Genomic DNA, 25,504 nt, shown 5'->3' with positions numbered 1-25,504 from the left:
ACTTTATTCAGTCGCTAAATTGTCCGCTGCCTGATGGCACGTACAATCCGCGAAGACGGCAACGGCATCGTTGCCAATGATCTTATTCGTTGAAGGAGTCAGGTGTGTCGATCCGAGTCGCGCTGAACCACATCACGCACTACCGTTATGACCGCCTCGTGGCGCTCGGTCCGCAAGTTCTCCGCTTGCGGCCTGCACCACATTGCCGCACGCCGATCCTCTCGTACTCCATGCGGATCGAGCCGGCCGAACACTTCATCAACTGGCAGCAGGACGCGTTCGCGAACTATCAGGCCCGGCTCGTGTTTCCGGAGAAGACCCGCGAGTTCAAGATCACGATCGATCTTGTCGTTGAAATGGCGGTGTACAACCCGTTCGACTTCTTCCTCGAACCGAGCGCCGAAGAGTTTCCGTTCAAGTATGAACCGCATGTCGCGGAGGAACTCGCGCCTTATCTCGTGAAGCGCGAAATGACGCCGCGTTTCAAAGCGTTCGTCGAGAGCATCGACCTTACGCCGATGGGCACCACCAATTTTCTCGTCGCGCTGAATCAGCGGCTGCAGCGGGAAATCGCCTACATCATCCGCATGGAGCCGGGCGTGCAGACGCCCGAGGAGACGCTTGAGAAAGCGCTCGGCTCGTGCCGCGACACGAGCTGGCTGCTCGTCGAAGCGCTGCGCCAACTCGGACTCGCGGCGCGTTTCGTGTCGGGCTACCTGATCCAGTTGAAGCCAGATCTACGCTCGCTCGACGGTCCGAGCGGCGCGGAAACCGACTTCACCGATCTCCACGCGTGGTGCGAAGTCTATTTGCCGGGCGCGGGCTGGATCGGCTTCGATCCGACTTCGGGATTGCTCGCGGGCGAGGGCCACATTCCGGTTGCGTGTACGCCGGAACCGGGCAGCGCCGCGCCGATTTCGGGTGCGGTCGATGAAAGCGAGGTTGAATTCGAGCATCTGATGTCGGTGCAGCGCGTGCTGGAAACGCCGCGCGTGACGAAGCCGTACACCGAAGAAACATGGGCCGAAGTTCAGGCGATGGGCGCGCTTGTGGACGAGCGGCTCGACGCGATGGACGTGCGCCTGACGATGGGCGGCGAGCCGACCTTCGTCGCCGTGGGCGACCGCGATGCAGCCGAATGGAATACCGATGCGCTCGGGCCGACCAAGCGCGGCTACGCGGTCGGACTGATGGACAAGCTGCGCGCGCGCTACGGCGTTGGCGGCTTTTTGCATATCGGGCAGGGCAAGTGGTATCCGGGCGAGCAACTGCCGCGCTGGGCGATGTCCTTGTACTGGCGCGCGGATGGCGAGCCGGTCTGGTCCGACCCGGCGCTTTTCGCCGATGAGCGCGATCCCGGCGCGTACACGCCGGACGACGCGCATCGCTTCATCACGCATCTGACGGAAAAACTCGCGCTCGATACGAAACACATTCAGCCGGGTTACGAGGACACGTTCTACTATTTGTGGCGCGAGCGCCGCTTGCCGGTAAACGTCGATCCGTTCGAGTCCGAACTGGACGACGAACTGGAGCGCGTGCGTTTGCGGCGCGTGTTCGACGCGGGGTTGTCGAAGGTGACGGGCTACGTGCTGCCGATCACGCGCGAACGCGACGTGCCGATGCAGTCGCCGCGCTGGGTGAGCGGCCCGTGGTTCTTCCGCGACGACCGCATGTATCTGATTCCCGGCGACTCGCCGATGGGTTATCGGCTGCCGCTCGAATCGCTGCCGTGGGTGAGCAAGGGCGATTATCCGTATCAACATCCGCACGATCCGTTCGCGCCGCCCACGCCGTTGCGATCGGCGGCGGAATTGCGCCAGCAATATGGCGGTGGAACGCTAGCGGGGAGCGTGCCCGGAACGCACGCCGCAGCGGGTTGGACCGGCGTGGGCGGAACCGAAACGGCCGCGCGCGCACCGGGCGACGCGGCTGAATCTGCCGACCTCGCATCGCAAAACCGCGCGCCCGTGCGAGGCGAATCCGCTGCGTGGATCCGCCGCACGGCGCTGTGCGTCGAAACGCGCGATCCGGCGCGCGCCGCCGGACCGAAAGTGGAAGCCGAGGCGTTCGGCAGCGGCCAGAGCCTGCTGCACGTCTTCATGCCGCCGCTCACCGAACTCGACGATTATCTCGATCTGCTCGCCGCCGTCGAATCGAGTGCGAAAGACCTCGGCATGAAGGTGATCGTCGAAGGTTATCCGCCGCCGCGCGACGTGCGCCTCAAGATGCTGCAGGTGACGCCGGACCCGGGCGTGATCGAGGTGAACATTCATCCGGCGGCAAGCTGGGACCAACTCGTCGATCACACCGAGTATCTGTATCAGTCGGCGCACGAAACGTATCTGAGCACCGAGAAGTTCATGACCGACGGCCGCCACACCGGCACCGGCGGCGGCAACCACTTCGTGCTCGGCGGCGCGACGCCCGCCGACAGTCCGTTCCTGCGGCGTCCGGATCTGCTCGCGAGTCTCATTGCGTATTTCATCAACCATCCGTCGCTGTCGTATCTGTTCTCGGGTCTCTTTCTCGGGCCGACGAGCCAGGCGCCGCGCGTCGACGAAGCGCGCAACGACCAGCTCTACGAACTGGAAATCGCGTTCAACGAACTGCAACGGCAACTCGATTTGCTGGGCGGCCGGGACAGCGCGAAGATTGCGCCGTGGCTGATCGACCGTACGCTGCGCAACTTGCTGATTGACGTAACCGGCAACACGCACCGCGCCGAGTTCTGCATCGACAAGCTTTATTCGCCCGATGGTCCGACCGGCCGCCTCGGTTTGCTCGAACTGCGCGGGTTCGAAATGCCGCCGCACGCACGCATGAGTCTCGTGCAGCAACTGCTGCTGCGCACGCTCGTCGCGCGATTCTGGGAGAAGCCGTACACGACGCGCCTCACGCGCTGGGGCACGGAACTGCACGACCGTTTCCTGCTCGGTAACTTCATCCGCATGGATTTCGACGACGTGATCGCCGATCTGAATCAGGCCGGCTTTGCGTTCGATGCCGAATGGTTCGCGCCGCATTTCGAGTTCCGCTTCCCGCTGGTCGGCACGGTGCTCGCGAACGGCATCGAATTGACGGTCAGGAACGCGCTCGAACCGTGGCACGTGATGGGCGAGGAAGGCTCTGCGGGCGGCACGGTGCGTTACGTGGATTCGTCGGTGGAACGGCTCGAAGTGCATGTGCTCGGGCTTAACGACAACCGCCACGTCGTGACCGTCAACGGCGTTCCGCTGCCGCTTCAGCCGACCGGCCGCGCGAGCGAACATGTCGCGGGCGTGCGCTTTCGCGCGTGGGATCAATCGTCGGCGCTGCATCCGTCGATCGGCGTGGATGCGCCGCTCACGTTCGATATCGTCGATACATGGAGCAACCGTTCCATCGGCGGATGCCGGTATCATGTGTCGCATCCAGGCGGGCGCAACTATGCGACGTTCCCGGTCAATGCCTACGAGGCGGAGAGCCGGCGGCGCGCGCGCTTCTTCAAGACCGGACATACGCCCGGCCGCATGGACGTCGGCGCGCCCGCGCGCAGCCTCGAATTTCCGTTCACGCTCGATCTGCGCCTGAGGCGCTGATTTCGCCGCGACGGTTTCCATCACCAGCAAAGTCAAACTTGGCCGTTCAAACCTCACTCCCTTTCGAAGAAGTCGCGGACCGCGCGAAGGTGTCGTCGCCATTGCGTGCGCTTCCGGTGAGGGAAGGGCACTGGGACGAACTTCGCGACGAGTCCGGCCACCTTCGCGACACCTGGCGGCAGTTCTTCGACCTGCTGGGCGACGAGGGGATCGCCGGGCTCGATCACGCGGTCGAGTCGGTCGCGCAGCAGGTGCGCGACAACGACATCAGCTACAACGTCTACGCGGATAACGGCGAGCCGCGTCCGTGGGCGCTCGACCTGCTGCCGTTCATCATCGACGAGGCCGAGTGGACGGTGCTGGAGCGCGCCGTGAAGCAGCGCGCGAAGCTGCTCAATGCGATCGTGAAGGACGTCTACGGCCCGCAGACGCTGCTGCACGACGGCTTTCTGCCGCCCGCGCTCGTGTTCGGGCATCCGGGTTATCTGCGTTCGGTGAAAGGTTTTACGCCGCCCGGCGGCCAATATCTGCAACTCGTCGCCGTCGATCTCGCGCGCGAGCCGAGCGGCGCGTGGGCCATCATGGCGCATCGCACGGAGGCGCCTTCGGGGCTCGGCTATGCGCTGGAGAACCGGCTGATCGTCTCTGGCGTATTCGCCGATCCGTTCCGCTCGATGCGCGTGCAGCGGCTCGCGCCGTTCTATTCGCGGCTCGTCGCTTCGCTGGTGCAGGGCGGCCGCGCGGTGATGCAGGGCGAAGAAGGCTCGCCGCATATCGCGCTGCTCACGCCCGGACCGTTCAGCGAAACCTTCTTCGAACATGCGTTTCTCGCGCGTTATCTCGGCGTGACGCTGGTCGAAGGCAAGGACCTGACGGTGCGCGACGACAAGCTTTTTCTCAAGACCTTCGCGGGCCTCGAACGCGTGCATGTACTGCTGCGCCGTCTCGACGATGCATTTTGCGATCCCGTCGAACTGCGCGCCGATTCGAGTATCGGCGTGCCGGGTCTATTGCAGGTGATGCGCGCGGGTAACGTCATGGTGTCGAACGTGCCGGGTTCGGGATTCGTCGAATCGCCGGCGCTGCATGGTTTTTTGCCGGCCATTTCTCACTCGCTGCTCGGCGAACGGCTGGAACTCGCGAGCGTGCCGACGTGGTGGTGCGGCGAAAAAGCCGCGCGCGAGTCGGCGCTCAAGACACTCGACGAAGCGTTCGTCATTCCTACCTGGCCTGGCATCGACATGAACGGGCGCAGCCCGCGCGGCTTCGGCGACGGCGTGCAGAAACTCGCCAACTGGAAGACGCGCATCGAGGCGATGCCGGACGCGTTCACGGTTCAGGAACTGTTTCCCGGCTCGCACGCGCCGCGCTATGAAGAAAGCACGATCGCGGGGCGCTCGTGCGTGCTGCGCGTCTACGCGATCGCCGATATGGAAGGCGGCTGGTCGGTGATGCCGGGCGGATTCACGCGCCTCGGCGGCGAGCGTCAGCCGTCGGTATCGATGCAATACGGCAGCAGCAGCGTGGACACGTGGGTGCTGTCGAGCCAGCCGAGCTCCACGTTCTCGCTCCTGCCCACGCCGATGACGCCCGCCGACCTCGTGCGCAAACACCGCACGGTGTCGAGCCGCGCGGCGGAGAATTTGTTCTGGGCCGGGCGCTACGGCGAGCGCGCGGAGAACAACGTGCGGCTGGTGCGCGTGATTCTCTCGTCGCTGGAAAGCAACGACGCCGAAGGCACGCTCGACACGATGGTCGATCTCGCGTTGCAGTCGGGCTTGCTGCCGCCCGGCGCACCGCGGAGCGGCTACACGGCGGCGTCGCTCGAACGGATGCTGGTGGCGAACCTGGGCGAGAGCAGCGGGGCCGCGAGCGTCGGACAGAATCTTGCGAGCCAGGCGCGCGCGAGCGGCGAAATTCGCGGACGGCTCTCAACCGATCACTGGCGCACCGTGCTCGCGGCGCGCAACGATTTCCGCGTGGCGATCGCCGCATTGCAGCCGGCGCGCGGCGTCGAACGCTACGACCGCGTGCTGCTCACGCGCACGCTTGAGACGCTCGCCAATCAATTGCAGGCGATCAGCGGCGCGCAAGGCGACCGCATGACACGCGACGAAGCGTGGCGGCTCGTGTTCGCGGGACGCCATATCGAACGTGTCGCGACGATGGCCGCGTACCTGCGCACGGCGGCGAAGCACGGGCAGATTTCGACGCCCGCCGCATTCGATTTGCTGCTGCAACTCTTCGACAGCACGCTGACCTACCGCGCGCTGTATCCGGGGCGCTTCGAGGTGCCGCCGCTGATCGACTTGCTGGTGGTCGAGCCGACCAATCCGCGCGGTCTTTACGGCGTTTATCGGCGGTTGTGCTCGAAACTCGCGGAGATATCGCAGGGAGCCGGGCGCGCCGCGCACAGCGATTTCAGCGAGGCGATGCGTCTTGCCGCGTCGCTGCGCGGACTCGAACGCCTCTGCACCACCGACGAAAACGGCCTCTACACCGAACTCATCGGCGTGTGCGACGAACTCGAAAGCCATGTGAGCGCGGCGGCGTTCGAGATCAGCGCGCGCTTTTTCAGCCACGCGAAGACGCAATCGCTGCAGGTGTCGTCGTGACGATAGAAAAGGCCGTGCTGTCGGTCTCGCACCGGACCACTTATCGCTATTCGACTTTTGTCGAGACCGCGCAGCATCTCGCGACCATTCGTCCGCAGAACACCGCGTGGCAGCGAGTGATCGTGCATGAGGAGAGCATCGAGCCTGCGCCGTCGTATATCAACAGCCGCGTCGATGCGTTCGGCAACGACGTCCTGTACTTTTCGCTGGAGTCGCCGCATCGCTCGCTGCAAATGTTAAGCGAGACGACCGTGGAACTCACGCCGCGCTGGGCTTCGCTCGATCCCGCCGCGACGCCTGCCTGGGAAACCGTCGCGGCGAGCACGCGGTTCTGCGCAGGCGCACCGTTTTTGCCGGAGACGGAATTCTGCTTTGCGTCGCCGAATATCGGGCTCAGGCAGGAACTGAAGGAATATGGCGCGGCGAGTTTTCCGGCCGGGCGTCCGCTTGCCGAGGGCGCGATCGACCTGATGCATCGCATTCATGCGGACTTTGCGTATCGCCCGCTTTCAACGTCCTACGATACGCCCGCGCATCAGGCGTTCGATTTGAAGAGCGGCGTGTGCCAGGATTTCGCGCAGGTGATGATCGGCTGCATGCGGGCGCTCGGGTTGCCTGCGCGCTATGTCAGCGGTTATCTGCGTAACGATCCGCCGCCGGGACAGGTCAAGCTGATTGGCGCGGACGCGTCGCATGCGTGGGTGTCGGTGTTTTGCCCGGGCAGCGGCTGGATCGATCTCGATCCGACCAACGATGTCCTCGCGGATCTCGATCACATCACGCTTGCGATTGGTCGCGATTACAGTGATGTGTCGCTGTTGAGAGGGCTGATACTTGGTGGTGGATCGCATCGCGTGGATGTGGGGGTTACTGTGCTTGGGCTGGATGCGCCGGGGGAGGCGCCTGCTGGCGAGCCTGCTTAGCAGAAGCTTTCCGCTTGCCCGTGGGTTGCTGGCGCTTTTTGCTTTTGTTTGCCGGTAGTTTCTGGGAACTTGCTTTCGCGCTAATAGACCTACACGAAAGCAAGTTCCCCAGAAGCCGAAGCAAGCAAAAGCATAGGGCGTTAGCAAACTGCAAACCCATTGAATCACCTCCGTCCAACAAGATACCGTACCCCCTCCGCCCCATACCGCTCGGCGTGCGCCACGCCGGCGGGAAGATGAAACACATCCCCCACCCCGTACAAACGCTCCTCGTCGCCGACGCGAATATAAATCTCCCCGGCAAGCACAAGCGCTTTAGCTTCGAAGGAATGCGTGTGATCGTCCATTACGCCGGCCTCGCGCGTAACGACGACCGCCTCGGGGAAGCCCTCGTCGGCGAGGGCGCGGGTGAATGCTTCGCGTTGCATGGCGGTGTCCTCGATCAGTAAAGAAAAACCGTAGGACAGCAGTGTGGCATGTCTGCAAAACGCTTGCATCGGCTCGCTCAAGCGGCCCGCCCACCGATCTTTCCGCCGCACGAGATCGCAAGAAAATCGTCCGCGACGAGGCGAAACGCGTCCGCGAGATCGGGATCGAAATGTCGCCCGCGTCCATCGGCGATCAACCGCGCAGCCTCCTGATGGCTGTGCGGATCTTTATAAACGCGGCGGCTCACGATGGCATCGTAGACATCGGCGATCGCCATCAGCCGCGCCGAAAGGGGAATGGCGTCGTGGGCCAGGCCGCGCGGATAGCCGCTTCCGTCCCAGCGCTCATGGTGGCAATACGCGATCTCCCGGACATAGCGCAGAAACGCGTTGTGTGCGCCCTGAAGCGCCTGCGCACGGTCGACGATATCGCGTCCGATCGCGGGATGCCGTTTCATCGTTTCGTATTCCGCTGGCGTCAACTTTCCCGGCTTCAGCAGAATATGAGCGGGTATCGCCGACTTGCCGATGTCGTGATGTCGCGCACCCGCGCAAATCAATTCGATCGCATCGCCCGCGAGACGCTCGGCAAAGCGTGGATGATCCTTCACCGCTTGCGCCAGACGGCGCACGTAACGCTGCGTCCTGCGGCAATGATCGTTCGTCTCGGGACCCGGTCCGTCCTGACGGGAGACCTCCTGCAGAGCGTGCCGCAGCGCCCGGTTCCCGCTGCGCACCGCCGCGCGCCAGTGCGTCGGCGATAACCCGTGCGGGCAGTCCGCTTGCCTGGAAAGGCTTGTCGGCATCATGCGGTCCGTTCAACGCGCCCGATCGGGCACGTTTCGCGCAGTGCTCGCCGATCCGGCGTCGCCGTCCTTCACGCCGGCCTTGAAATCCTTGATCGCGCCGCCCAGATCGCCGCCCATGTTGCGCAACTTCTTCGTGCCGAACACCAGCGCGACCATCAGAAGAACGATCGCCCAATGTGCAATGCTTATCGAACCCATTTCACCACCTCTCGATTGATTACCTTAACGGCTTCTGCGTTTCGGATCACTGAACGTCACACGGGATTCTGCGCCACGAAGGTCTTGTACGCCGCATACGCGGGGAGTTTCGTCACACCGTCGGCCTGAATCAGGCCGTAGGCTTTGTCGATGATGCAGTACATCTGAATCGACTCGATGTTGTATTGGTCCTTGATCGACCTGTACTGCGTGAGCGCCTTCGTCAGATACGTCGCCGCCGAATCCGGTGTGTCCGCCGCGCCCGACCAGCCGAATTCCGTGATCCATATCGGCTTGCCGAACGAATCCTTAAGGATCTGCAACACGTCGATATTTGCCTTCGGACCTGCTGCCTGAATATTGTAGTAGCTCTTATACCAGTGACATGAAGTGTAATCCCAGCGCAGCGACGCCGCACCTGACTTGCCGGTCGCCGTGCCGTCCGGCGTGATGCCGTTCCACAGCATCTGCAACGCAGCGTAAGCAAGCGGAATGCCGATGTTGATGCCGCACTGGATGCTCGGGTCGATCGCCTTCACACCGTCGATCATGCCGCGCTGCACGCCGCGATACGACGGCCACAGCGTCGGGCTCCAGTCCTGAAACTGACTGCCGTTGCCGCCGATCTTGATGCCGACCGAATCGAGTTCATTGCCGCATTCGATATGCGTGACGAGGCCCTTCAGCACCGTCGCGCAGTCCACGCCGAGTTTGTAGCCGAGCGTGTAGGCATCGGATTCCGAACTGTTCGGATCCCAGTGCGCGGAACGCGGATTGAGCACCGGCATGATGACGACACCGCTATCCTTGAACTCGCCGCGCAGCGCGTCGGCGAGCAGTTGCGACATGCCGGCGCCTGCTACGTCACAACGATAAACCGTTGCGCCCAGGTCCTTCAGCAAAGCGAGTTGAGTCGCGACCGGCACGGTGCTGTAGATGCCGCTGTTGTAGGCCATATGACCGTTGATGCCGTAAAAGAGGCGCTTGCCCGGCTTTGCGGGCGTTCCGGTGCGCGGATCGGCGCACTTGGACCAGGCGTTGTCTTCCCACCGATAGAACTGGTTGTTCGAACCGCAATGGTAAATCGTGGCGTTGAGCCACAGGAGCAGTGTGACCGAGTGCGTGTTACCGGCCTTCGAACCGTTCTTGTAGATCACGCCATTGGCGACGGTCCAGCATGCGTTGTCGCGGTCCGTGATGGACGGAAGCGGGGGAACGGTCTCGCCGTCTTGCGGATCGCTGCACTTGGTCCATGCGTTCGCGTCCCAGCAATAGAACTGGTGGTTCGTGCCGCAGTGATAGATCTTGCCATTGAGCCAGAGCAGCAGCGTGACGCTATGCGTATTGAGTGCGGGCGCGCCGTTCTTGTAGACCACGCCACTGACCAGCGTCCATGTGGCGCCGTTCGAATCGACGAGCGATGTCTGCGGCGGAATCGATGCGCCATTCACGGAAGGGGGCAGTGCGGCTTTTGCCGTGGCGCGACCAGCGGAATCGAAGTCAGCCTCGGTGCCACCGCCGCATGCGGCGAGGGCGAAGCTTCCGGCAGCGGCGGCGGCGATCGAGAGGAACGTTCTGCGCGGCAGGACTTTTCCGGCAATTACTGACTTAGCTAGATCAAGGAGATTATTCCTGTCGGTGGGGGTTGATGAGGAGTTCATGGCTGAAAGTGACGATTAAGTTCGAATGAACGAAGTTTAAGAACGCCACTGCCAAGAAACGGATCATCAGAGGAATGCCTGAGAATTGGGAAAAACTACCCCTTTGGGAAAGTAAGTCGTAACTTCATACACTTGGATCCGCACGATTTCGAGGTTCCGGTTTTTTCGTAAAACTTTTAGAGATAGGGGTTTGAGTCGCTGTTGCGCGGTGCCGAACCGGTCTTTTAGCCCTCGATAAAGAGGCAAAGAACCGGCGCACACCGACGCGTTTTTCGACGTTTTTCGGTATCTGTCGAACGGCCCGATCGCTACGCTATGAGGGTCGGCGTTGGCGGAAAACGTTCTGGCCATAACGCTTCGCAGACGAGGACCGCCGTGCATTCGGATAAAGAGGTGACACAGGAAGAATGGGCGCGCAGCAGCATGCAGTTCGAGCCGAAGCGATCGTTGCGGCATTCGAACCTTAAGGGCACGGTGTTTCGTCAAGCTGAACAAGCCGATAAGCCTTGCGCCGTGCTCGATATCTCAATGGTCAAAGCCCGAGGCAGACGGCTCCGGCCGCGACGATCACACATGCGATCCACCGCCGCGCGTTGACCTTTTCTCGCAGAAACAGCCGGCCGATCAGCACCGCGAACACCACGCTCGTTTCGCGCAGCGCCGACACCGCGCCCATCGCGCCCGACTGCAACGCCCAGATCACGATGCCGTATGCCGCGATGGCCACCAGTCCGCCGCCGAGCGACGATGCGACGGTTGCCGGCATCGTCCGCACTGGCGAGCAGAGCGCCCCGACGCCATGCACCGCGATAAAAAGCACCGGCATCAGCCAATAGAAGAAGAACATCCAGGCGGTATATGCGAGCGCCTCGCCGCCGGATAAGCGCACGCCAATGCCGTCGATCACGGTATAGAGCGCAATCGTCGCGCCGGTCGCGAGCGCGGCCAGCACGCTCGTGTGCGACACGCGGCGTCCCTGCAGCGCGATCGCCACGATGCCGGCCGATATCAGCGCGATGCCGAAAGCGTGCAACGCGCCGATCGCTTCATGCGCAAAGAGAGCGGCGCCGAGCGTGACGAGCAGCGGCGACGACCCGCGGGCAATCGGATACGCTTCTGCCAAATCTCCACGCCGATACGCCCACACGAGACTGACGTTGTAGACGATATGCACGAGTCCCGATGCGACGATATAGGGCCACGCCGCGCGCGACGGCAACGGCATAAAGATCACGACGAATGTCGCGACCACCGCGATGGCGATGCTCATCCACGTGATGGACAGGAACCGGTCGCGGTTGCCGTGGAGCATGGCGTTCCAGCTGGCGTGGAGCAGGGCGGCGAGAAGAACGAGACCGCCGGTATGACTAAGCATGCATGTCTCGGACAGGAAATAAGGAAGGTGATTATGCCCGCACGGATAACCGAAACGAAATGTCGTGCTTAAAGCGGTCGCGAAGAAACGCTAGCCTTAGCTAAAGGGTTTTCCCCGACCCAAACGATGTCGATATCGCCGTGCCCCGATCGTCGTTGCGGTATGTTCAATTCTTCTGTCAAAGCGGAGCACACACCCATGAGTACCGGAACCGTTCACCTTCACCGCGTCTTGCGCGCGACGCCCGAACGCGTCTATCGCGCTTTCCTCGAACCCGATGCCATCGCGAAATGGCTGCCACCTTATGGATTTACCTGCCAGGTTCACCACATGGAAGCGATCGTCGGTGGAACCCATAAGATGTCCTTCCGCAACTTCGGCAGCGGACACGGCCATTCCTTTGGCGGCGAGTACCTCGAACTGGCGCCGTTCGAGAAAATCCGCTACACGGACCGCTTCGACGACGCGAACCTGCCCGGCGAAATGCAGGTCACCGTGTCCTTGCGGCAGGTGTCGTGCGGCACCGAACTCACCATCGTGCAAGAGGGCGTACCCGAAGTCATTCCCCTGGAGATGTGCTACCTCGGGTGGCAGGAGTCGCTGATTCAATTGGCGCGGCTGGTCGAGCCTGAAATCCCCGGTTGAGCATCAAGCCGCCGGTCGACGGTCCGCGAGCGCGTCGAGCATCGGCGCGGAAGGAACGAAGAACAAGCCACCGGTGACCGCGCGACTGTAGTCGAGCAGCCGATCGTAATTGCCGGGCGGCCGCCCGACGAACATGTTTTCGAGCATCTGTTCGATCGGTTCGGGAGAGCTCGCGTAGCCGATGAAGTAGGTTCCGAACTCACCCGCGCCGGGCCGGCCGAACGCCATGTTGTGACGCAGGATCTTTTGCTCTTTGCCGTCCTTTTCTATTGTCGTGAGCGAACTATGTGAGCTCGACGGTTTGACCGCTTCGTCGAGTTCGACGTCGGAGAGTTTCTTGCGGCCGATAATGCGTTCCTGAGCCTCGACGGAAAGCGAATCCCAAGCCGTCATGTCGTGCAGGTATTTCTGCACCATCACGTAGCTGCCGCCCGCGAAAGCGGGATCCAGATCGCCGATGATGGCGTAATCGAAGGCTTCACGGCCTCGTGGATTTTCCGTGCCGTCGACGAAGCCCACCATGTCGCGCAAATCGAAATAGCGAAAGCCATGCACTTCGTCGGCCACCGTGACCGCGTCGCCTAGCCGCCGGATCAACAGCGTGGCGAGTTCGAAACAAAGGTCCATGTGGTCGGCACGGATGTGCAGCAAGATATCGCCCGGCGTACCCACGGCGCGCCGCCCGTCTTCGCCGACTTCGCGAAACGCGTGAAGTGCGGCCGGGCGCGGCGCGCCGAACAGGGCGTCCCATGCGTCCGAGCCGAAGCCGCATACGCACGAGAGGTTGCCGGATGGAACGCGCGTGCCGACGGCGCGAACGAGGGCCGCGATGTCGGGGCACAACGCGCGCACCGTGTCCGCATGTTCGCCACCGGCGTTAAGCGTCGCGACGACGAAGATGGCGCTGCGGGTAATGGAACTGCAAACAGCCTGGGATTCCGGGAGGTCGTTTTGCATGAGATGAAGACGCTCGACACGTTGAGAAGCCCGGTCACGGACGCAGCGATATTTCGGGTGCCGGGTCGCCTTGTAGCGATTTTGCATCGACAAGGTTAGTGGATTCTCATGATCCGCGATACGTTGCGGCATGCTGATGCGTCGCTTGACGCTCGCGCACTGGCGGGCGACTTGCACGGCGCGCTTCGTACGCTGGCGGGATCTGGGGCCGTTTTGTTTAAAGGCGCTTGGCGGGGGTGTTGTTGAGGTGCTTGGTGTTGAAGTTGATCTTAGGGATATGAGAATTTACATAATGCAATGTATCAACTTTTTGATTTGGTTTGTTAGTCGTAGCAGCAATATCTCGATGTCGTGTTTCAGCAGCACGGAATGCGAATAACAATGTGTGATAGCGCTCGCGACGCAATATTCGTATCTTCGAGACCGCCCGGTTCGCACCGTGCGAGACATCTGCCGCGTCGGCTGCACCGGGCTCGAGCCGCTCGGCCGGCCCGCAAGAAACACGCGGCTACCTTTGCACCCGCTGTCCCGCGATCGAAAACACAACCTCGAGTTCCGACAACTCCACGGGCTTAGTCAGATGCGCGTCGAACCCGGCGGCACTGGTGCGCGCCTTGTCTTCGTCGGAACCCAGCCCGGTCATGGCCGCAATAATCGACGCCTCACCGTCGCCTGAACGCATGCGAACGATCACGTCGAAGCCCGTGAGACCGGGCATCGAAAGATCGAGCAGCACCACGTCGGGCCTTCGTTCGCCGAATAACCGCAGCGCGCTCGCACCGTCGTAGGCAGCGCGCACCCGATGACCGAGCAGGCTGACCAGAAGCGTCATGCTGTCGGCCGAGTCGCGGTTGTCGTCGACCACGAGCACGTCCAGCTCAGCCTGTCCGCTGGGCTCCTTCACCACCCGTTCGACGAACTGGCCCGACGGCGTCGGCGCCCGGGGCAGCCAGATACTGAAAGCGCTTCCGCGTCCTTCGCCCGCGCTCCTGGCTTCCACACGTCCGCCATGCAATTCGGCGATCGCGCGAACCAGCGTCAGCCCGATGCCGAGTCCCCCTTCATCGAGATGCGCACCTGGCGGATGCTCCTGAACGAACAGATCGAAGATACTGCCAAGCGCCGCCTGCCCGATACCCCGCCCCTCATCGGCGACGCGCAGGAAGACAAATCCGTCGCTTGTACCCGTCTGAAGACGGATCGTGGACGCGACCGGACTAAACTTCGACGCGTTGTTGAGCAGATTACTCAGCGCCTGAACCAGTCTTGTCAGATCGCCGTTCAGATAAAGCGTTGCGTCGTCAGACTGCACGACGAGACGCTGGCTGCGCGCTTCGAACAAGGGGTTGATCGCTTCGACGCTCAGTTGAACGACATCGGCGAGATCGACACTCTCCGTGCTCAGGCGGATCTTGCCCGACGTGATACGTCCCGCCTCAAGCAGATCGTCGACGAGTTTCGTCACATGCGCCAGTTGCCGGTCGACGATCTGGCGGCTGCGAATGACCTCATCGTCGTCGGACGCCTTGAGCTTCAGAATGCTGACGGCGTTGCGGATCGGCGCTAATGGATTGCGCAGCTCGTGACCCAGCAGCGCGAGAAACTGGTTCATTCTCCGGCTGGACGCCTCGAGTTCCATCAGGCGCCGCCGGGACGTCATGTCGCGGGTAATCTTGACGAAACCCTGTTGCTGGCCGGCGCCGTCGCGCAGCGCGGTCAGGATGACGTGGGCCCAGAAAACGGAGCCGTCCTTTCGAACCCGCCAGCCCTCGTCTTCCACGCGGCCGTTTTCCACTGCAAGCCGGAGTTCCTCTCCGGGCTTGCCCGCCACCAAATCGTCGGGCGGATAGAACATCGAAAAATGTCTTCCGGTGACCTCCTCCGCTTCGTATCCCTTGATGCTGCGGGCGCCGTCGTTCCATGACCGGATATAGCCGTCGGTGTCGAGCATGAAGATGGCGTAGTCGCGCACCGAATTGATCAGCAGGCGAAGCCGCTCGTCGGCTTCGGTGGCGCGTCGCCGGTCGGTGATGTCGCGCAGGAAACACGCGAACTGGCGTTCGCCCTCGAACCACACCTCGCTGATCGTCATTTCCGCGGGGAATTCGACGTTGTCGCGCCGGATCGCGGGCACTTCGACGCGACGATTAATCATGCGCGCCTCGCCGGTCGCGAGGTAGCGGATCAGGCCGGTTCGATGAGCATCGCGCAAATGCGGCGGGACGACGAGTTGTGCGAGTTCCTGTCCAAGCGCCTCCCGCCGGCGCCAGCCGAAAAGGTTCGTCGCGGCTTCGTTCCAATCCACGATGTAGCCGCCTTCGTCGATCGAGATGAACGCTTCATGGGCGTTGTCCAGGACGGTACGCCGGCGGCGCAAGGCGTCGTCGAGTTTCTTCTCGTATTCGATACGCAGCGACGATTCGACATTCAGGTCGGCGGAAACAGCCGCTTTGTCTTTCAAAAGTTGCTGGTTTTCGAGGGCGACCTGCTCTCGTGCGATCGTCACGGCGATGCATGCACAAAACGCATTGAGAATGCTGACGTCGGTCGGACCAAAATGATCCGCCTCGCGCGAAATCAGCTTGAGCACCGCGACGGAGCGGCCTTCGTGCACGACGGGGGCCACCACCATGGAGACGGCGGACACGGCCTCGCACGCCACTCGGTCCACTCGATGATCCGTTGCCGTGTTACGGCAAATCAGCGCGCGCTGACGCGCGACGCATAAACCGGAAAGGCTTCCCGTCGTGGCGAGCCGCGTTCCGATCAGCCTCGCCGCCGCACCGCTCGCTGCGCAATAGACCAGTTCGTCGCCGTCGATCCACTCGATTACCGCCGAATCGACATCAGCGGCCGTGCGCAGCGAATCCGTAACGGCCTGCAAATACGCATCCAGCGGCAAGGGCGAGTGGGCCAGGCTGGCAAACGTCGAGAACCATTTCCCTAGCCGCTCGTAATTGGCAATCTCGGTTGGACTCTTCGTTTTACGGGAAGTCTTTTGCTGCACACGCATCGCCGCCTTCCTTATAGCTAAATACTTCATGCAGAAAATCGACGGTTTAAGACAGTTAGTGGAAGCAGTCTGAATGAATTGACGAATGTGCGCAAACGTTTGCGACTTCGGTACTGGCAACAAAATGAAAGTTTCGGCGGGCTTGCGCGGTTAGCGAACCGCCATCGCGTAAAAAGTAACAAGATTGAAAAACTTGTAGACGACTGGTCTACTAGCCCTTATAGTTCAATCCATGGCTACTGCAAACACATACGAATCAGCCGATGTTCGCGAGAACATCATTGCCGTGGGGCAAAAGATCATAGGCGCAAAGGGCTTTTCAGCCGTGGGGCTGAACGAGATTCTGTCCGGCGCGGGGGTGCCGAAGGGCTCGTTCTACCACTACTTCGGCTCCAAAGATGCCTTCGGCGTGGCGATCCTGGAAAGTTACTTTGAAGAGTACCTGGCCGACCTCGATAACACGCTCGCCACGCCGAATCTCACCATGGCGCAGCGTCTGATGAATTACTGGGACATCTGGCAGCAGACCCAGTCGTTCTCCGATTGTCAGGGCAAGTGTCTCGCGGTCAAGCTGGGTGCGGAAGTCGCGGATATGTCCGAGGCGATGCGTGCCGCGCTGAACCGCGGCACGTCCGGTATCGTCGCGCGGTTGGCAGGCGCGATCCAGGGCGGTGCCGAGGACGGATCGCTAGCGGTGAGCGAAGATCCTTCGACAATGGCTCTAAGTCTGTATGAGCTGTGGCTGGGCGCGAGTGTGATGGTCAAGATAGTGCGCAACCTTCAACCATTCGAGAACGCAATGGCCACCACACGGCAACTTCTTGGTCTTAATTCGTAACGCATAGCAGTGTGCAAGGGGCACTCTCGGCAAAGTGCCACTTTTTCAGCGGTTTTGTCTAGACGACTGGTCTACTGGTTTCATCTTAATTTTTACTCCCTGGAGAACGACATGAAAGTATTGATGGTTTTGACCTCACACGATCAACTGGGCGACACCGGTCGCAAGACCGGCTTCTGGCTGGAAGAACTGGCCGCGCCCTATTACGCGTTCAAGGACGCGGGCGCCGAGATCGTGCTGGCCTCGCCGAAAGGCGGTCAGCCGCCGCTCGATCCCAAGAGCAACGAGCCGGCCAATCAGACGGACATGACGCATCGCTTCGAGCAAGACGCTGCCGCCACGGCGCAACTCGCAACGACGGTGCGTCTGGACAGCATCTCGCAGGCGGACTTCGACACGGTGTTTTACCCCGGCGGTCATGGCCCGCTGTGGGATCTCGCCGAAGACGCAAATTCGATCGCGCTGATCCAGTCGTTCATCGCTGCCGGCAAGCCTGTTGCGCTGGTATGTCATGCTCCGGGCGTGTTGCGCCACGTCACCACCCCGGGCGGCAAGCCGCTGGTCGAGGGCAAGCAGGTCACGGGCTTCACGAATTCGGAAGAAGCCGCAGTCGGCTTGACCGAAATCGTGCCGTTCCTCGTCGAAGACGAACTGAAGGCCAAGGGCGGCATCTATACGAAGACCGATGACTGGGCACCCTACGTAGTCACCGACGGACTCCTCATCACCGGACAAAATCCGGCATCGTCATCGTCCGCTGCCGCTACCTTGATGAAGCACCCGGCGCTCGCCGCGCAATAAAAACCGGATATCGACCGACGCGCGTTGCCTTCGGGCAAGCGCGCGGCGTTTCCACCGGAAAGCCCGCTGGTCGATTGCGAACGAACGCGCGGAGCCGGTTTCCTACGTGCCTGCCACCATGCGGTCCAGGAATTCGTGGATAAGCGGAACGACCTCGATCCTCGGGTACGACGTAGTTGGTATCGAGAAGGTGGAACGCAAGGTTCTGAGTCTCCATAGATCGCCGCAGCGCTCTCGCCCGCGCCCTCGATACCGAGACCTCGCCCTCGATACCGAGACCGCGGACGACCAGCCGTATCGCACCAGCTTCTGCGCTTCACGTGCAAGCGTCATATCGAAAAGTCCGCAAGCGAGCGTTCACGTTCACGGAGTGTCAGACCCACGTCCATCGAGCTTTTCTCGAACGCTCAGGCGGTATCAATCCTGGCTTCCAGACGCTCTTCATCGAGGACACTGCAGTCATCCAGCGCGCCGAAGAACACAGTGTGCTGCGGCCGTGCTATCCGGATCGCGGCCGTCAGCTCGCCACTAGCGTCGAACGAATGCGGGCGCGAGCCGTCAGGATGATCGGTGCCAGCACCGCACCCAAGGCCCGCATCCGAAATAGTCTTAGCATGCCCGACGCTACGACGAATAAGTTTTTCCTGCGCCTTACCATGGCCGCACGCATTGGACGCAAAGTTCGGCACCGTCGCCCTTCATTCTGGCAATACGTCTTCTTTGGGTGCGACGTCGAAGTTGCCGCCCAAAGCCAGGTACAGATTCGCGAGCTGCATCCGTTCCTCACTCTGAACGCGCAGCAAGGTCGAACGTGCGGACGCGTACACCAGTTGCTGTTGCGCAATCGCCCGGAGATCGCCCGAACCCACCTTGAAACGCACTGTTTGCAGTTCGGACAGCCGAGCATTCTCCGCGACGGCGCGCGTGAGGATGCTCTCGCGTTCATTGAGCGCAACGCGCGCAGACAGCGCGTTTTCCACCTCGCCGAATGCCTGGATCGCAACTTGTCCGTAACTGGCGAGCGCCTGGTTTTGCTCGGCCGAACGAACGTCAGCCTGGGCTTTCAACGCACCGCCTTGAAAGAGGGGCAGCAAAATGCCGGCACCGAGACTCCACGTCGGGTTGTCGCGATCGGCGAGAAGAAATAATTCGCTCGATACGCTCAGCAGCCCTGCGCTAAGCGTGACGCGAGGCAGACGCGCCGCGTCGGCTTGCCGAGCCAGATCGAACGCCGCCGCGACGCGCCGCTCGGCCGCCCGCACATCGGGACGCCGTTCAAGCAGATCAGCCGGCACGCCAACGGGAACCGCCTCAGGCAGCGGGCGAAAACCGACGGCTAACGTCAACTCCGCGGAAGGAAAGCGACCGACCAACAGTTCAAGCGCTCTTAGCGACTGGTCGCGGACCAGCTTCAACTGACGCGCGGCATCCCGATAATTCTGGGCGGCCGCGGCCGCCGTACTTACGTCGATCTCGGAGCCTGCGCCGATCCTTAGCCGATGGCGCGCAAGCTCGGTGAGATGATCTGCCTCCTGAATCATCTGCACCGCCAGGTCATACTGCAACTGCGCTTCGATCGCGCCGTACCAGCCCTTTACGACGAGCGCCGCGATCGACTGGCGAGCGTATTGCGCGTCGGCCAGCGCGGACGCGTATTGATCCTCGGCGGAACGCGCGCCGTAGCGCACGCGGCCCCAGAGATCCAGTTCCCACGACGCGGAAACGATCCATCCCTTGAGGCCCGAACCGTCGCCGCCCAGCTTTCCTCCGGGCCGGGCAAGGAAGCTCGCCGCGGGATAAAGCGCACCGCCCGCAACACGAACATAGGCCGCAGCCGTTTCGACGCGTGCCGCCGCGAGACGCAAATTGGCGTTATACGCAATCGCTTCGTCGACCAGCTTTCTCAACTCGGGATCACCGAACGCGTCGATCCAGCCATCTTGCACGCTACCCTCCGCGGCACTGTCGGCCGACCAGTTAGCGGGCAATCGCGCATGACTCAGGCTGTCGCGCTGAAGATCGGCGGGCGAAGGCGGATCCTTCAGTGCGCAAGCGGCCACGCACGTCATCAGCAGATATCCGGCAAGGCGAGGGGCTAGCCGCGACGCGCGCATCGTCACACCTTCAGCACGAGATAATTGATATACGCGTTCACGCGAATAATCACCTTGCGAAGGATTTGAATCTCTTCGAGATGATCGGTATAGATAGCCGCGTGGCCGCGCGCGCCAGCAGCCAGAAATATCTCGCGCTCCTCCGGCGCGATATCCAGTCTCACCGCGAAGCGACCAGGCGGCGTCGGCTCAGTGCCGGTCAGCGGAAGCGTGCCGGTCGGGGTCAACTGGCCCTGCCCCTGCGCCCATATGATCGACCTGACCTGCGCCTTGATTACCTTGCCCGGAATCGTTTTAAGAGAGATTTCCGCTTCGTCGCCCGGCGCCACCATGCGCAACTCGTTCTGGTCGAACAACGCAATCACCTGATAGTCGTTTTCGACAAAAGTCATCGCCGGATTCAGTACGAGCGGTGAAGCCACGGAACCGGGCCGTAGCTGTAAATTAACGACGACGCCGTCAGCGGGCGCGAACATCGTCGTCTGCGACAAGTCCCAGCGCGCCGATTCAAGTTGCGCGCGGATTTGAGCGACCTCGGCCTGATCATCGTCTACTGTCGCGCCAAGCAAGGCGCGAACTTGCGCCTCCTGAGCACGTGCGCCGGCAAGATCGGCCTCCAGTGATTTGAGGCTCATCTCGGCTTGTTCGAGCGCGAAGCGATCGCCCGCACCGTGCGCGACGAGCTCGCGGTTTTCGGTAATACGCTTTTTCGCGAGCGCGATTTGCGCGCGTACCGCATCGCTTTTCGAGCGTGCCGCGACAAGATCCTGCGTGCGTTTATTGGCCGATCCTTGCGCATTGACGAGTTGCGCTTCGAGCGCCTTCACTTGCAGCGCGAACGGTGTCGGATCGATCTTGAAGAGTACGTCGCCCTTATGCACCTGCGTATTGGCCGCAACCGGCACGTCGATCACACGGCCACGCACCTGGGGCACCACCTGCACGACATAGCGAATCACGCGCACGTCCTCGGACGCCGGCGCGATCACATTCAGCGTCAGCACGAGCACCGTCAGCCCGATAATCGGCAACACGATCGTGATCGACCCGGTCACGATGTTCCAGGGAAGCAGTTTGTACTTCGAGAAGATGAGCCACGCGATAAAAGCGTAAATGCCGACGAGAAGCAACTCCATCAGGTCGCTCCTTTGCTCGCACTCATCGCGGCGGGCGCGGTCGCCAGCAAAAGCTGCAGTTCGTCGCGCACACGCTGCAATTCGGGTGGCAGGATTCTTCGCGCGGCAATGGCGTCCAGCTCGCCGAGGACGTAGCCGAGTTCATCGGCTGTAATCTTTCCTTCTCGGGCTTTGGTTCTCGCCTCGATGAAGAAATCGTCGTGCTTGTCGGTGCCGTAGGCCATTCGATAGCCGAGCGGTTTCAGAGAGACCCAAAGCCACGCGAGCGGCCATAAGAGGCCGCCGAATACCAGCGAGAGAAAACACAACATCTGGATTGCCGCTTTCTGCGGATGATGATTACGTTCCGCAATCTTTTCCGGCAACACGTGGATCATCAATACGATTGCGATGCCTGCAATAGGGACGACGACAATCACGAAAATCGCCAGCCAGTCGGCAATTGTATCGACGGTCTTGCTCGAAGCGTGCGCGTATGAATTCAAGGGGGAAGACAACAAAACCGCCGCCAAGAATGCGAGTAACACTTTCATCCCGAGCGGCCTCCAATGTCCATGTCATCGAAACTTTGCGGGGCTTACTGCGAAAAATTTCAGCCGCAGCTATTTTAGATATCGCAGTCGGCTGGGTTTGTAAAGGCCACCCTCAGCCGCCCGTAAGCGTGTCCAGGGCCGTTTCTCCGATATGACGAAAAGCGCTAAGTCGCTTCTCCCAATTGCTAGTGATTTTCCGGCCTAGCGACTCTTTTCGAAACCCGTGGCGTTCACGACCCAAAACCGACGTTACAACTAATCCGCTCCGCCCATATTCATTTTGGGTCCAGAAAAGAGTATTGGTCATAGACGCCGCCCGACCTCTGAAACATCGCTTTCCTGTCCGGAGGTGTGGGATTTTCGACGCAGGCGATGCAAACCTGTAGCAATGCTCATTTGGTCTAAGCCCCGGCGGCGATTCGCCGCCTCCTCGTAAAAGGAGCGCGCATGTCCTGGCTTGCACAAACACTACGGCAGTATCCGGAAATTGCAGTCTTTCTCTCGCTGGGGATTGGTTACTGGGTCGGCGGCAAGAGCTTTAAGGGCTTTAGCCTGGGGGCGGTTACCGCAACCTTGCTTGCCGCAATCGCCATCGGTCAGTTGGGAATCACGATCTCGCCTAACGTCAAATCCGTCTTCTTCCTCATGTTTCTGTTCGCGGTGGGCTACGGTGTGGGTCCGCAATTTGTCCGGGGTATCGCAAAAGACGGGTTGCCTCAGGCCTTATTTGCGGTAATCCAGTGCGTTCTGTGCCTCGCGGTGCCAGTTGCCGCCGCGAAAATCGCCGGGTACGACATCGGGTCGGCTGCGGGCCTTTTCGCCGGTTCTCAGACTATTTCCGCATCAATGGGGCTTGCGACCGATGCCATCAATCGTCTAGGACTCCCGCCCGACCAAGCGAAGCAGTTGCTTAATGCGATGCCGACCGCTTATGCGGTCACTTACATCTTCGGCACGATCGGGTCGGCGGTCATTCTCGCGACGCTCGGACCCAAGCTGCTCGGCATCGACCTTGTCGCTGCCTGTAAAGAGTACGAACTGCAATTGAGCGGCGGCCAGGAGCTGGGGGGCGCTGGACAGGCCTGGCATCAGTTCGAGCTTCGTGCGTACCGGATTGCGCCGGACGGCCCCGCCGTGGGCATGACGGTCGCCGCCGCGGAAGCAAGCGTCCCGACAGGCACGCGGCTCTTTATTCAGCGAATCCGCAGGGGAGGAACGATCCACGAGGCCACGCTCGATATGGAGTTGAAAGCGGGCGATATCGCTGCGGTCGGCGGCCGCCGCGAACAGTTGGTCGCTCTGTTCACAAGCAGGGGGGCGGAAGTCGACGACCCCGAGCTCCTCGCGGTTCCTGCAGAAGGCGTGGATGTGTATATCACCGCAAAAGCCGTGGACGGGAAGACGCTCGAGGAACTCGCGCATTTGCCGGGCGCACGCGGAGTTTTCCTCCGGAAAATAAAGCGCGGCCCTACTGAAACGCCGATTCCGGTGTTACCGAAGACAGTGCTGCACCGCGGCGATACGGTCACGATCGTCGGCCGTACCCAGGACACGACGGCCGCCGCGAAATCGCTCGGTGTGATCGACCGGGCGACCAGCGTGACCGACGTTGCGTTCGTCGCCCTGGCTATCACTGCGGGTGCGCTCATCGGCTCCCTGGTTCTGAGGGTCGGCGCCATCCCGCTCACGCTTTCGACCTCTGGCGGCGCACTGATCGCAGGCATCGTATTCGGCTGGTTCCGGGCGATCCATCCGACCTTCGGCCGGATTCCCGAACCAACGGTCTGGTTCATGAACTCCGTCGGCCTGAACATATTCATCGCGGTCATCGGCATCACGGCGGGACCCGGCTTCGTCACGGGCCTCCAGCAACTTGGCATCAGCCTCTTCCTGTGGGGCATCGTCTGCACCACCGTTCCGCTCATCCTGGGAATGTTTATCGCCAAGTATGTATTTCATTTTCACCCGGCCATTCTGCTCGGCGTTTGTGCGGGCGCCCGGACCACGACGGCGGCGCTCGGCATGTTGACGGACGCCGCCAAGAGCCAGGTGCCGGGGCTCGGATACACCGTGACCTACGCGGTGGGAAATACCCTTTTGACCATATGGGGCATGGTGGTCGTCATGCTTCTTTCGTAGCGCGCTCACGCGGCTCCACTCATCTGAATCAATCGCGGAGGTTATCGATGGCCAAGCACGAGAAACATGACAAGCATGAGAAGGAATCTGGACCCGCAGCGGGGCTCGGGTCGCTCAGCCCGTTCGAGCTCAAGGACGAATTGATCAAGGCCGCTGGAGGCAGTGCGGTCGACCGGCCCGCGAACGCCGCAATGCTCAACGCCGGCCGGGGCAATCCAAACTTTCTGGCGACGATTCCGCGCCATGGCTTCTGGCAGCTAGGGCTTTTCGCCATGCGCGAGTCCGAGCGCTCATTTGCCTACATGCCCGAAGGCCTCGGCGGCTTTCCGAAGCGTGAGGGGCTTACGGAACGGTTCGAGCTCTTTGTGCGTGAAAACAAGGACGTGCCGGGCATCAAATTTCTGGCTGGCGCCGTTTCGTATGTGCGCGACCAGTTGGGGCTATCGGCGACCGATTTTCTCTACGAAATGTGCGAGGGCATTCTTGCCTCTAACTATCCGGTTCCGGATCGCATGCTCAAGCTATCCGAAATCATCGTCGGGAAATACTTGCGGCGCGAGATGATCGGCAAGCATCCGTTCGTCGGCGACTTCGACATCTATGCGGTCGAGGGCGGCACTGCCGCAATGACCTACATCTTCAACACGATGAAGGAAAACCACCTCATCAAGGCCGGCGACACGATTGCGCTAGGGCGGCCCATTTTCACGCCGTACATCGAGATTCCGACGCTCAACGACTACCAGCTCAACGTAGTGAACCTCGACGCCGATGTCGCGAACGGCTGGCAGTATTCGAACGAAGAACTGGACAAGCTCCGCGACCCGAAGGTCAAAGCTTTCTTCCTGGTTAACCCGAGCAATCCGCCCTCGGTCAAGCTCAGCGACGAAAGCCTTCAGTACATTGCCGATATCGTGAAGGAACGGCCCGACCTCATCCTGCTGACGGACGACGTCTATGGCACGTTCGCGGACGACTTCGTATCGCTTTTCGCGCTCGCGCCGCAGAACACGATTCTGGTCTATTCGTACTCGAAATACTTTGGAGCGACGGGCTGGCGCCTTGGTACGGTCGCGACTCACAAGGACAACGTGCTCGACCGGCTGATCGCTCAGTTGCCGAAAGACAAGAAGGCCGAACTTCATCATCGCTACGAGTCGATCACGACGGAGCCGGACAAGCTGAAGTTCATTGACCGTCTCGTGGCTGACAGCCGTACCGTCGCGCTGAATCACACGGCGGGCCTCTCGACGCCGCAACAGGTCCAGATGGTCCTCTTTTCGCTCTTCTCGCTGATGGACACGCCGGACGCGTACAAAGCGGCGCTCAAGCGTGTGATTCGCGCGAGAAAGCGAGCGCTCTTCGAGGAGGTGGGCATCTCGTTCGAGGATAACGACCCGAATCAGGTCGATTACTACACCATACTCGACCTCAACTATCTGGGCGGACGTGCCTACGGACCTGAGTTCGTCAAGTGGCTCGAAGACAACACGAAACCGTCGGAACTGCTCTTCCAGCTCGCGAAGGAAGCGCGTGTCGTGCTGCTGCCGGGTCTTGGATTCGGAACCCAGCACCGTTCCGGCCGGATTTCGCTCGCGAACCTGAACGAGTCGGACTATCGCCAGATTGGCCGGGCGATACGCTCGCTGATGGACGACTATGTGAGGCGCTACAACGAGGCCACCGGGAGCAAACTGGAGCCGGGGAAAACCTTGTAGCGTTCATCGACCTTAGGGCA

At 61.4% G+C, this 25,504-nt stretch carries 19 protein-coding genes; 8 read left to right on the top strand and 11 right to left on the bottom strand.

The window, feature by feature from the left end; genetic code table 11:
- The first annotated feature begins 104 nt into the window (after positions 1 to 104).
- Genes AC3D25_RS24170 through AC3D25_RS24160 form a run of 3 tightly spaced genes read left to right on the top strand, consistent with a single transcriptional unit; the run spans position 105 to position 7,119 of the window.
- On the top strand, positions 105 to 3,581 hold the full coding sequence (locus tag AC3D25_RS24170) for a transglutaminase family protein (RefSeq protein WP_488890993.1): 3,477 nt from the start codon (positions 105 to 107) through the stop codon (positions 3,579 to 3,581).
- A gap of 38 nt (positions 3,582 to 3,619) precedes the next feature.
- The gene (locus tag AC3D25_RS24165; RefSeq protein ID WP_488890992.1) at positions 3,620 to 6,196 is read left to right on the top strand and encodes a circularly permuted type 2 ATP-grasp protein; all 2,577 of its coding nucleotides are present in this window, start codon (positions 3,620 to 3,622) and stop codon (positions 6,194 to 6,196) included.
- The gene (locus AC3D25_RS24160; protein WP_488890991.1) at positions 6,193 to 7,119 is read left to right on the top strand and encodes a transglutaminase family protein; all 927 of its coding nucleotides are present in this window, start codon (positions 6,193 to 6,195) and stop codon (positions 7,117 to 7,119) included. The genes AC3D25_RS24165 and AC3D25_RS24160 overlap by 4 nt, the downstream gene beginning before the upstream one ends.
- 164 nt (positions 7,120 to 7,283) lie before the next feature.
- On the opposite strand, the gene AC3D25_RS24155 is transcribed toward AC3D25_RS24160, so the two are convergent.
- The 5 genes from AC3D25_RS24155 to AC3D25_RS24135 form a co-directional block, all read right to left on the bottom strand.
- On the bottom strand, positions 7,284 to 7,628 hold the full coding sequence (locus tag AC3D25_RS24155; RefSeq protein WP_488890990.1) for a cupin domain-containing protein: 345 nt from the start codon (positions 7,626 to 7,628) through the stop codon (positions 7,284 to 7,286).
- A complete protein-coding gene (locus AC3D25_RS24150; RefSeq protein WP_488890989.1) occupies positions 7,625 to 8,356 on the bottom strand; it encodes an HD-GYP domain-containing protein in 732 nt (243 codons plus the stop codon). Before AC3D25_RS24150 ends, AC3D25_RS24155 begins: the two co-directional genes overlap by 4 nt.
- Before the next feature lie 9 nt (positions 8,357 to 8,365).
- Positions 8,366 to 8,554 (bottom strand): Sec-independent protein translocase subunit TatA, encoded by a 189-nt coding sequence (gene tatA / locus AC3D25_RS24145; RefSeq protein WP_488890988.1) that lies wholly within the window; start codon positions 8,552 to 8,554, stop codon positions 8,366 to 8,368.
- A gap of 56 nt (positions 8,555 to 8,610) precedes the next feature.
- Positions 8,611 to 10,005 carry a glycosyl hydrolase gene (locus AC3D25_RS24140; RefSeq protein ID WP_488890987.1) on the bottom strand — a complete coding sequence of 465 codons (1,395 nt, stop codon included), beginning with the start codon at positions 10,003 to 10,005 and terminating at the stop codon, positions 8,611 to 8,613.
- Between the two features lie 742 nt (positions 10,006 to 10,747).
- Positions 10,748 to 11,590 (bottom strand): EamA family transporter, encoded by an 843-nt coding sequence (locus AC3D25_RS24135; protein ID WP_488890986.1) that lies wholly within the window; start codon positions 11,588 to 11,590, stop codon positions 10,748 to 10,750.
- Positions 11,591 to 11,788: 198 nt separating this feature from the next.
- Here AC3D25_RS24135 and AC3D25_RS24130 point away from each other — a divergent pair, with 198 nt between their 5' ends.
- Positions 11,789 to 12,235, top strand: a complete 447-nt coding sequence (locus AC3D25_RS24130) for an SRPBCC family protein (protein WP_488890985.1) — start codon at positions 11,789 to 11,791, stop codon at positions 12,233 to 12,235.
- A 3-nt stretch (positions 12,236 to 12,238) separates the two neighbouring features.
- Here AC3D25_RS24130 and AC3D25_RS24125 read toward each other — a convergent pair whose 3' ends face one another.
- Both AC3D25_RS24125 and AC3D25_RS24120 read right to left on the bottom strand, forming a co-directional pair.
- A complete protein-coding gene (locus tag AC3D25_RS24125) occupies positions 12,239 to 13,192 on the bottom strand; it encodes a Dyp-type peroxidase (protein WP_488890984.1) in 954 nt (317 codons plus the stop codon).
- Positions 13,193 to 13,700: 508 nt separating this feature from the next.
- The gene (locus AC3D25_RS24120) at positions 13,701 to 16,205 is read right to left on the bottom strand and encodes a hybrid sensor histidine kinase/response regulator (RefSeq protein ID WP_488890983.1); all 2,505 of its coding nucleotides are present in this window, start codon (positions 16,203 to 16,205) and stop codon (positions 13,701 to 13,703) included.
- A 232-nt stretch (positions 16,206 to 16,437) separates the two neighbouring features.
- Between AC3D25_RS24120 and AC3D25_RS24115 the strand changes: the two genes are divergently transcribed.
- Together AC3D25_RS24115 and AC3D25_RS24110 are read left to right on the top strand one after the other, a co-directional pair.
- Complete coding sequence (locus AC3D25_RS24115; RefSeq protein ID WP_488890982.1) at positions 16,438 to 17,043, top strand: TetR/AcrR family transcriptional regulator; 606 nt, start codon at positions 16,438 to 16,440, stop codon at positions 17,041 to 17,043.
- Between the two features lie 111 nt (positions 17,044 to 17,154).
- A complete protein-coding gene (locus AC3D25_RS24110) occupies positions 17,155 to 17,844 on the top strand; it encodes a type 1 glutamine amidotransferase domain-containing protein (protein WP_488890981.1) in 690 nt (229 codons plus the stop codon).
- A 407-nt stretch (positions 17,845 to 18,251) separates the two neighbouring features.
- Here AC3D25_RS24110 and AC3D25_RS24105 read toward each other — a convergent pair whose 3' ends face one another.
- Genes AC3D25_RS24105 through AC3D25_RS24090 form a run of 4 tightly spaced genes read right to left on the bottom strand, consistent with a single transcriptional unit; the run spans position 18,252 to position 21,627 of the window.
- Positions 18,252 to 18,533: a hypothetical protein gene (locus AC3D25_RS24105; protein WP_488890980.1), complete on the bottom strand. Its 282-nt coding sequence runs from the start codon at positions 18,531 to 18,533 to the stop codon at positions 18,252 to 18,254.
- 9 nt (positions 18,534 to 18,542) lie between these two features.
- Positions 18,543 to 19,958 (bottom strand): efflux transporter outer membrane subunit, encoded by a 1,416-nt coding sequence (locus AC3D25_RS24100; protein ID WP_488890979.1) that lies wholly within the window; start codon positions 19,956 to 19,958, stop codon positions 18,543 to 18,545.
- A 2-nt stretch (positions 19,959 to 19,960) separates the two neighbouring features.
- The gene (locus AC3D25_RS24095) at positions 19,961 to 21,094 is read right to left on the bottom strand and encodes an HlyD family secretion protein (RefSeq protein WP_488890978.1); all 1,134 of its coding nucleotides are present in this window, start codon (positions 21,092 to 21,094) and stop codon (positions 19,961 to 19,963) included.
- Positions 21,094 to 21,627, bottom strand: coding sequence for a DUF3302 domain-containing protein (locus AC3D25_RS24090; RefSeq protein ID WP_488890977.1), 534 nt, complete (start codon positions 21,625 to 21,627; stop codon positions 21,094 to 21,096). Before AC3D25_RS24090 ends, AC3D25_RS24095 begins: the two co-directional genes overlap by 1 nt.
- A 447-nt stretch (positions 21,628 to 22,074) precedes the next feature.
- Here AC3D25_RS24090 and aspT point away from each other — a divergent pair, with 447 nt between their 5' ends.
- Together aspT and AC3D25_RS24080 are read left to right on the top strand one after the other, a co-directional pair.
- On the top strand, positions 22,075 to 23,766 hold the full coding sequence (aspT, locus tag AC3D25_RS24085; protein WP_488890976.1) for an aspartate-alanine antiporter: 1,692 nt from the start codon (positions 22,075 to 22,077) through the stop codon (positions 23,764 to 23,766).
- A 47-nt stretch (positions 23,767 to 23,813) separates the two neighbouring features.
- On the top strand, positions 23,814 to 25,484 hold the full coding sequence (locus AC3D25_RS24080) for a bifunctional aspartate transaminase/aspartate 4-decarboxylase (protein ID WP_488890975.1): 1,671 nt from the start codon (positions 23,814 to 23,816) through the stop codon (positions 25,482 to 25,484).
- Positions 25,485 to 25,504: the final 20 nt, after the last annotated feature.

The organism is Caballeronia sp. SL1002 (genome assembly GCF_057814995.1).
This window is presented reverse-complemented; position numbering and strand designations above follow the sequence as displayed.

What these genes read in the sequence shown, in the direction of transcription:
- AC3D25_RS24120 (WP_488890983.1), bottom strand. Translation starts at nt 16,205, where the DNA reads ATGCGTGTGCAGCAAAAGACTTCCCGTAAAACGAAGAGTCCAACCGAG.
- AC3D25_RS24150 (WP_488890989.1), bottom strand. Translation starts at nt 8,356, where the DNA reads ATGATGCCGACAAGCCTTTCCAGGCAAGCGGACTGCCCGCACGGGTTA.
- AC3D25_RS24080 (WP_488890975.1), top strand. Translation starts at nt 23,814, where the DNA reads ATGGCCAAGCACGAGAAACATGACAAGCATGAGAAGGAATCTGGACCC.
- AC3D25_RS24135 (WP_488890986.1), bottom strand. Translation starts at nt 11,590, where the DNA reads ATGCTTAGTCATACCGGCGGTCTCGTTCTTCTCGCCGCCCTGCTCCAC.
- AC3D25_RS24110 (WP_488890981.1), top strand. Translation starts at nt 17,155, where the DNA reads ATGAAAGTATTGATGGTTTTGACCTCACACGATCAACTGGGCGACACC.
- AC3D25_RS24130 (WP_488890985.1), top strand. Translation starts at nt 11,789, where the DNA reads ATGAGTACCGGAACCGTTCACCTTCACCGCGTCTTGCGCGCGACGCCC.
- tatA (WP_488890988.1), bottom strand. Translation starts at nt 8,554, where the DNA reads ATGGGTTCGATAAGCATTGCACATTGGGCGATCGTTCTTCTGATGGTC.
- AC3D25_RS24095 (WP_488890978.1), bottom strand. Translation starts at nt 21,094, where the DNA reads ATGGAGTTGCTTCTCGTCGGCATTTACGCTTTTATCGCGTGGCTCATC.
- AC3D25_RS24100 (WP_488890979.1), bottom strand. Translation starts at nt 19,958, where the DNA reads ATGCGCGCGTCGCGGCTAGCCCCTCGCCTTGCCGGATATCTGCTGATG.
- aspT (WP_488890976.1), top strand. Translation starts at nt 22,075, where the DNA reads ATGTCCTGGCTTGCACAAACACTACGGCAGTATCCGGAAATTGCAGTC.
- AC3D25_RS24115 (WP_488890982.1), top strand. Translation starts at nt 16,438, where the DNA reads ATGGCTACTGCAAACACATACGAATCAGCCGATGTTCGCGAGAACATC.
- AC3D25_RS24125 (WP_488890984.1), bottom strand. Translation starts at nt 13,192, where the DNA reads ATGCAAAACGACCTCCCGGAATCCCAGGCTGTTTGCAGTTCCATTACC.
- AC3D25_RS24090 (WP_488890977.1), bottom strand. Translation starts at nt 21,627, where the DNA reads ATGAAAGTGTTACTCGCATTCTTGGCGGCGGTTTTGTTGTCTTCCCCC.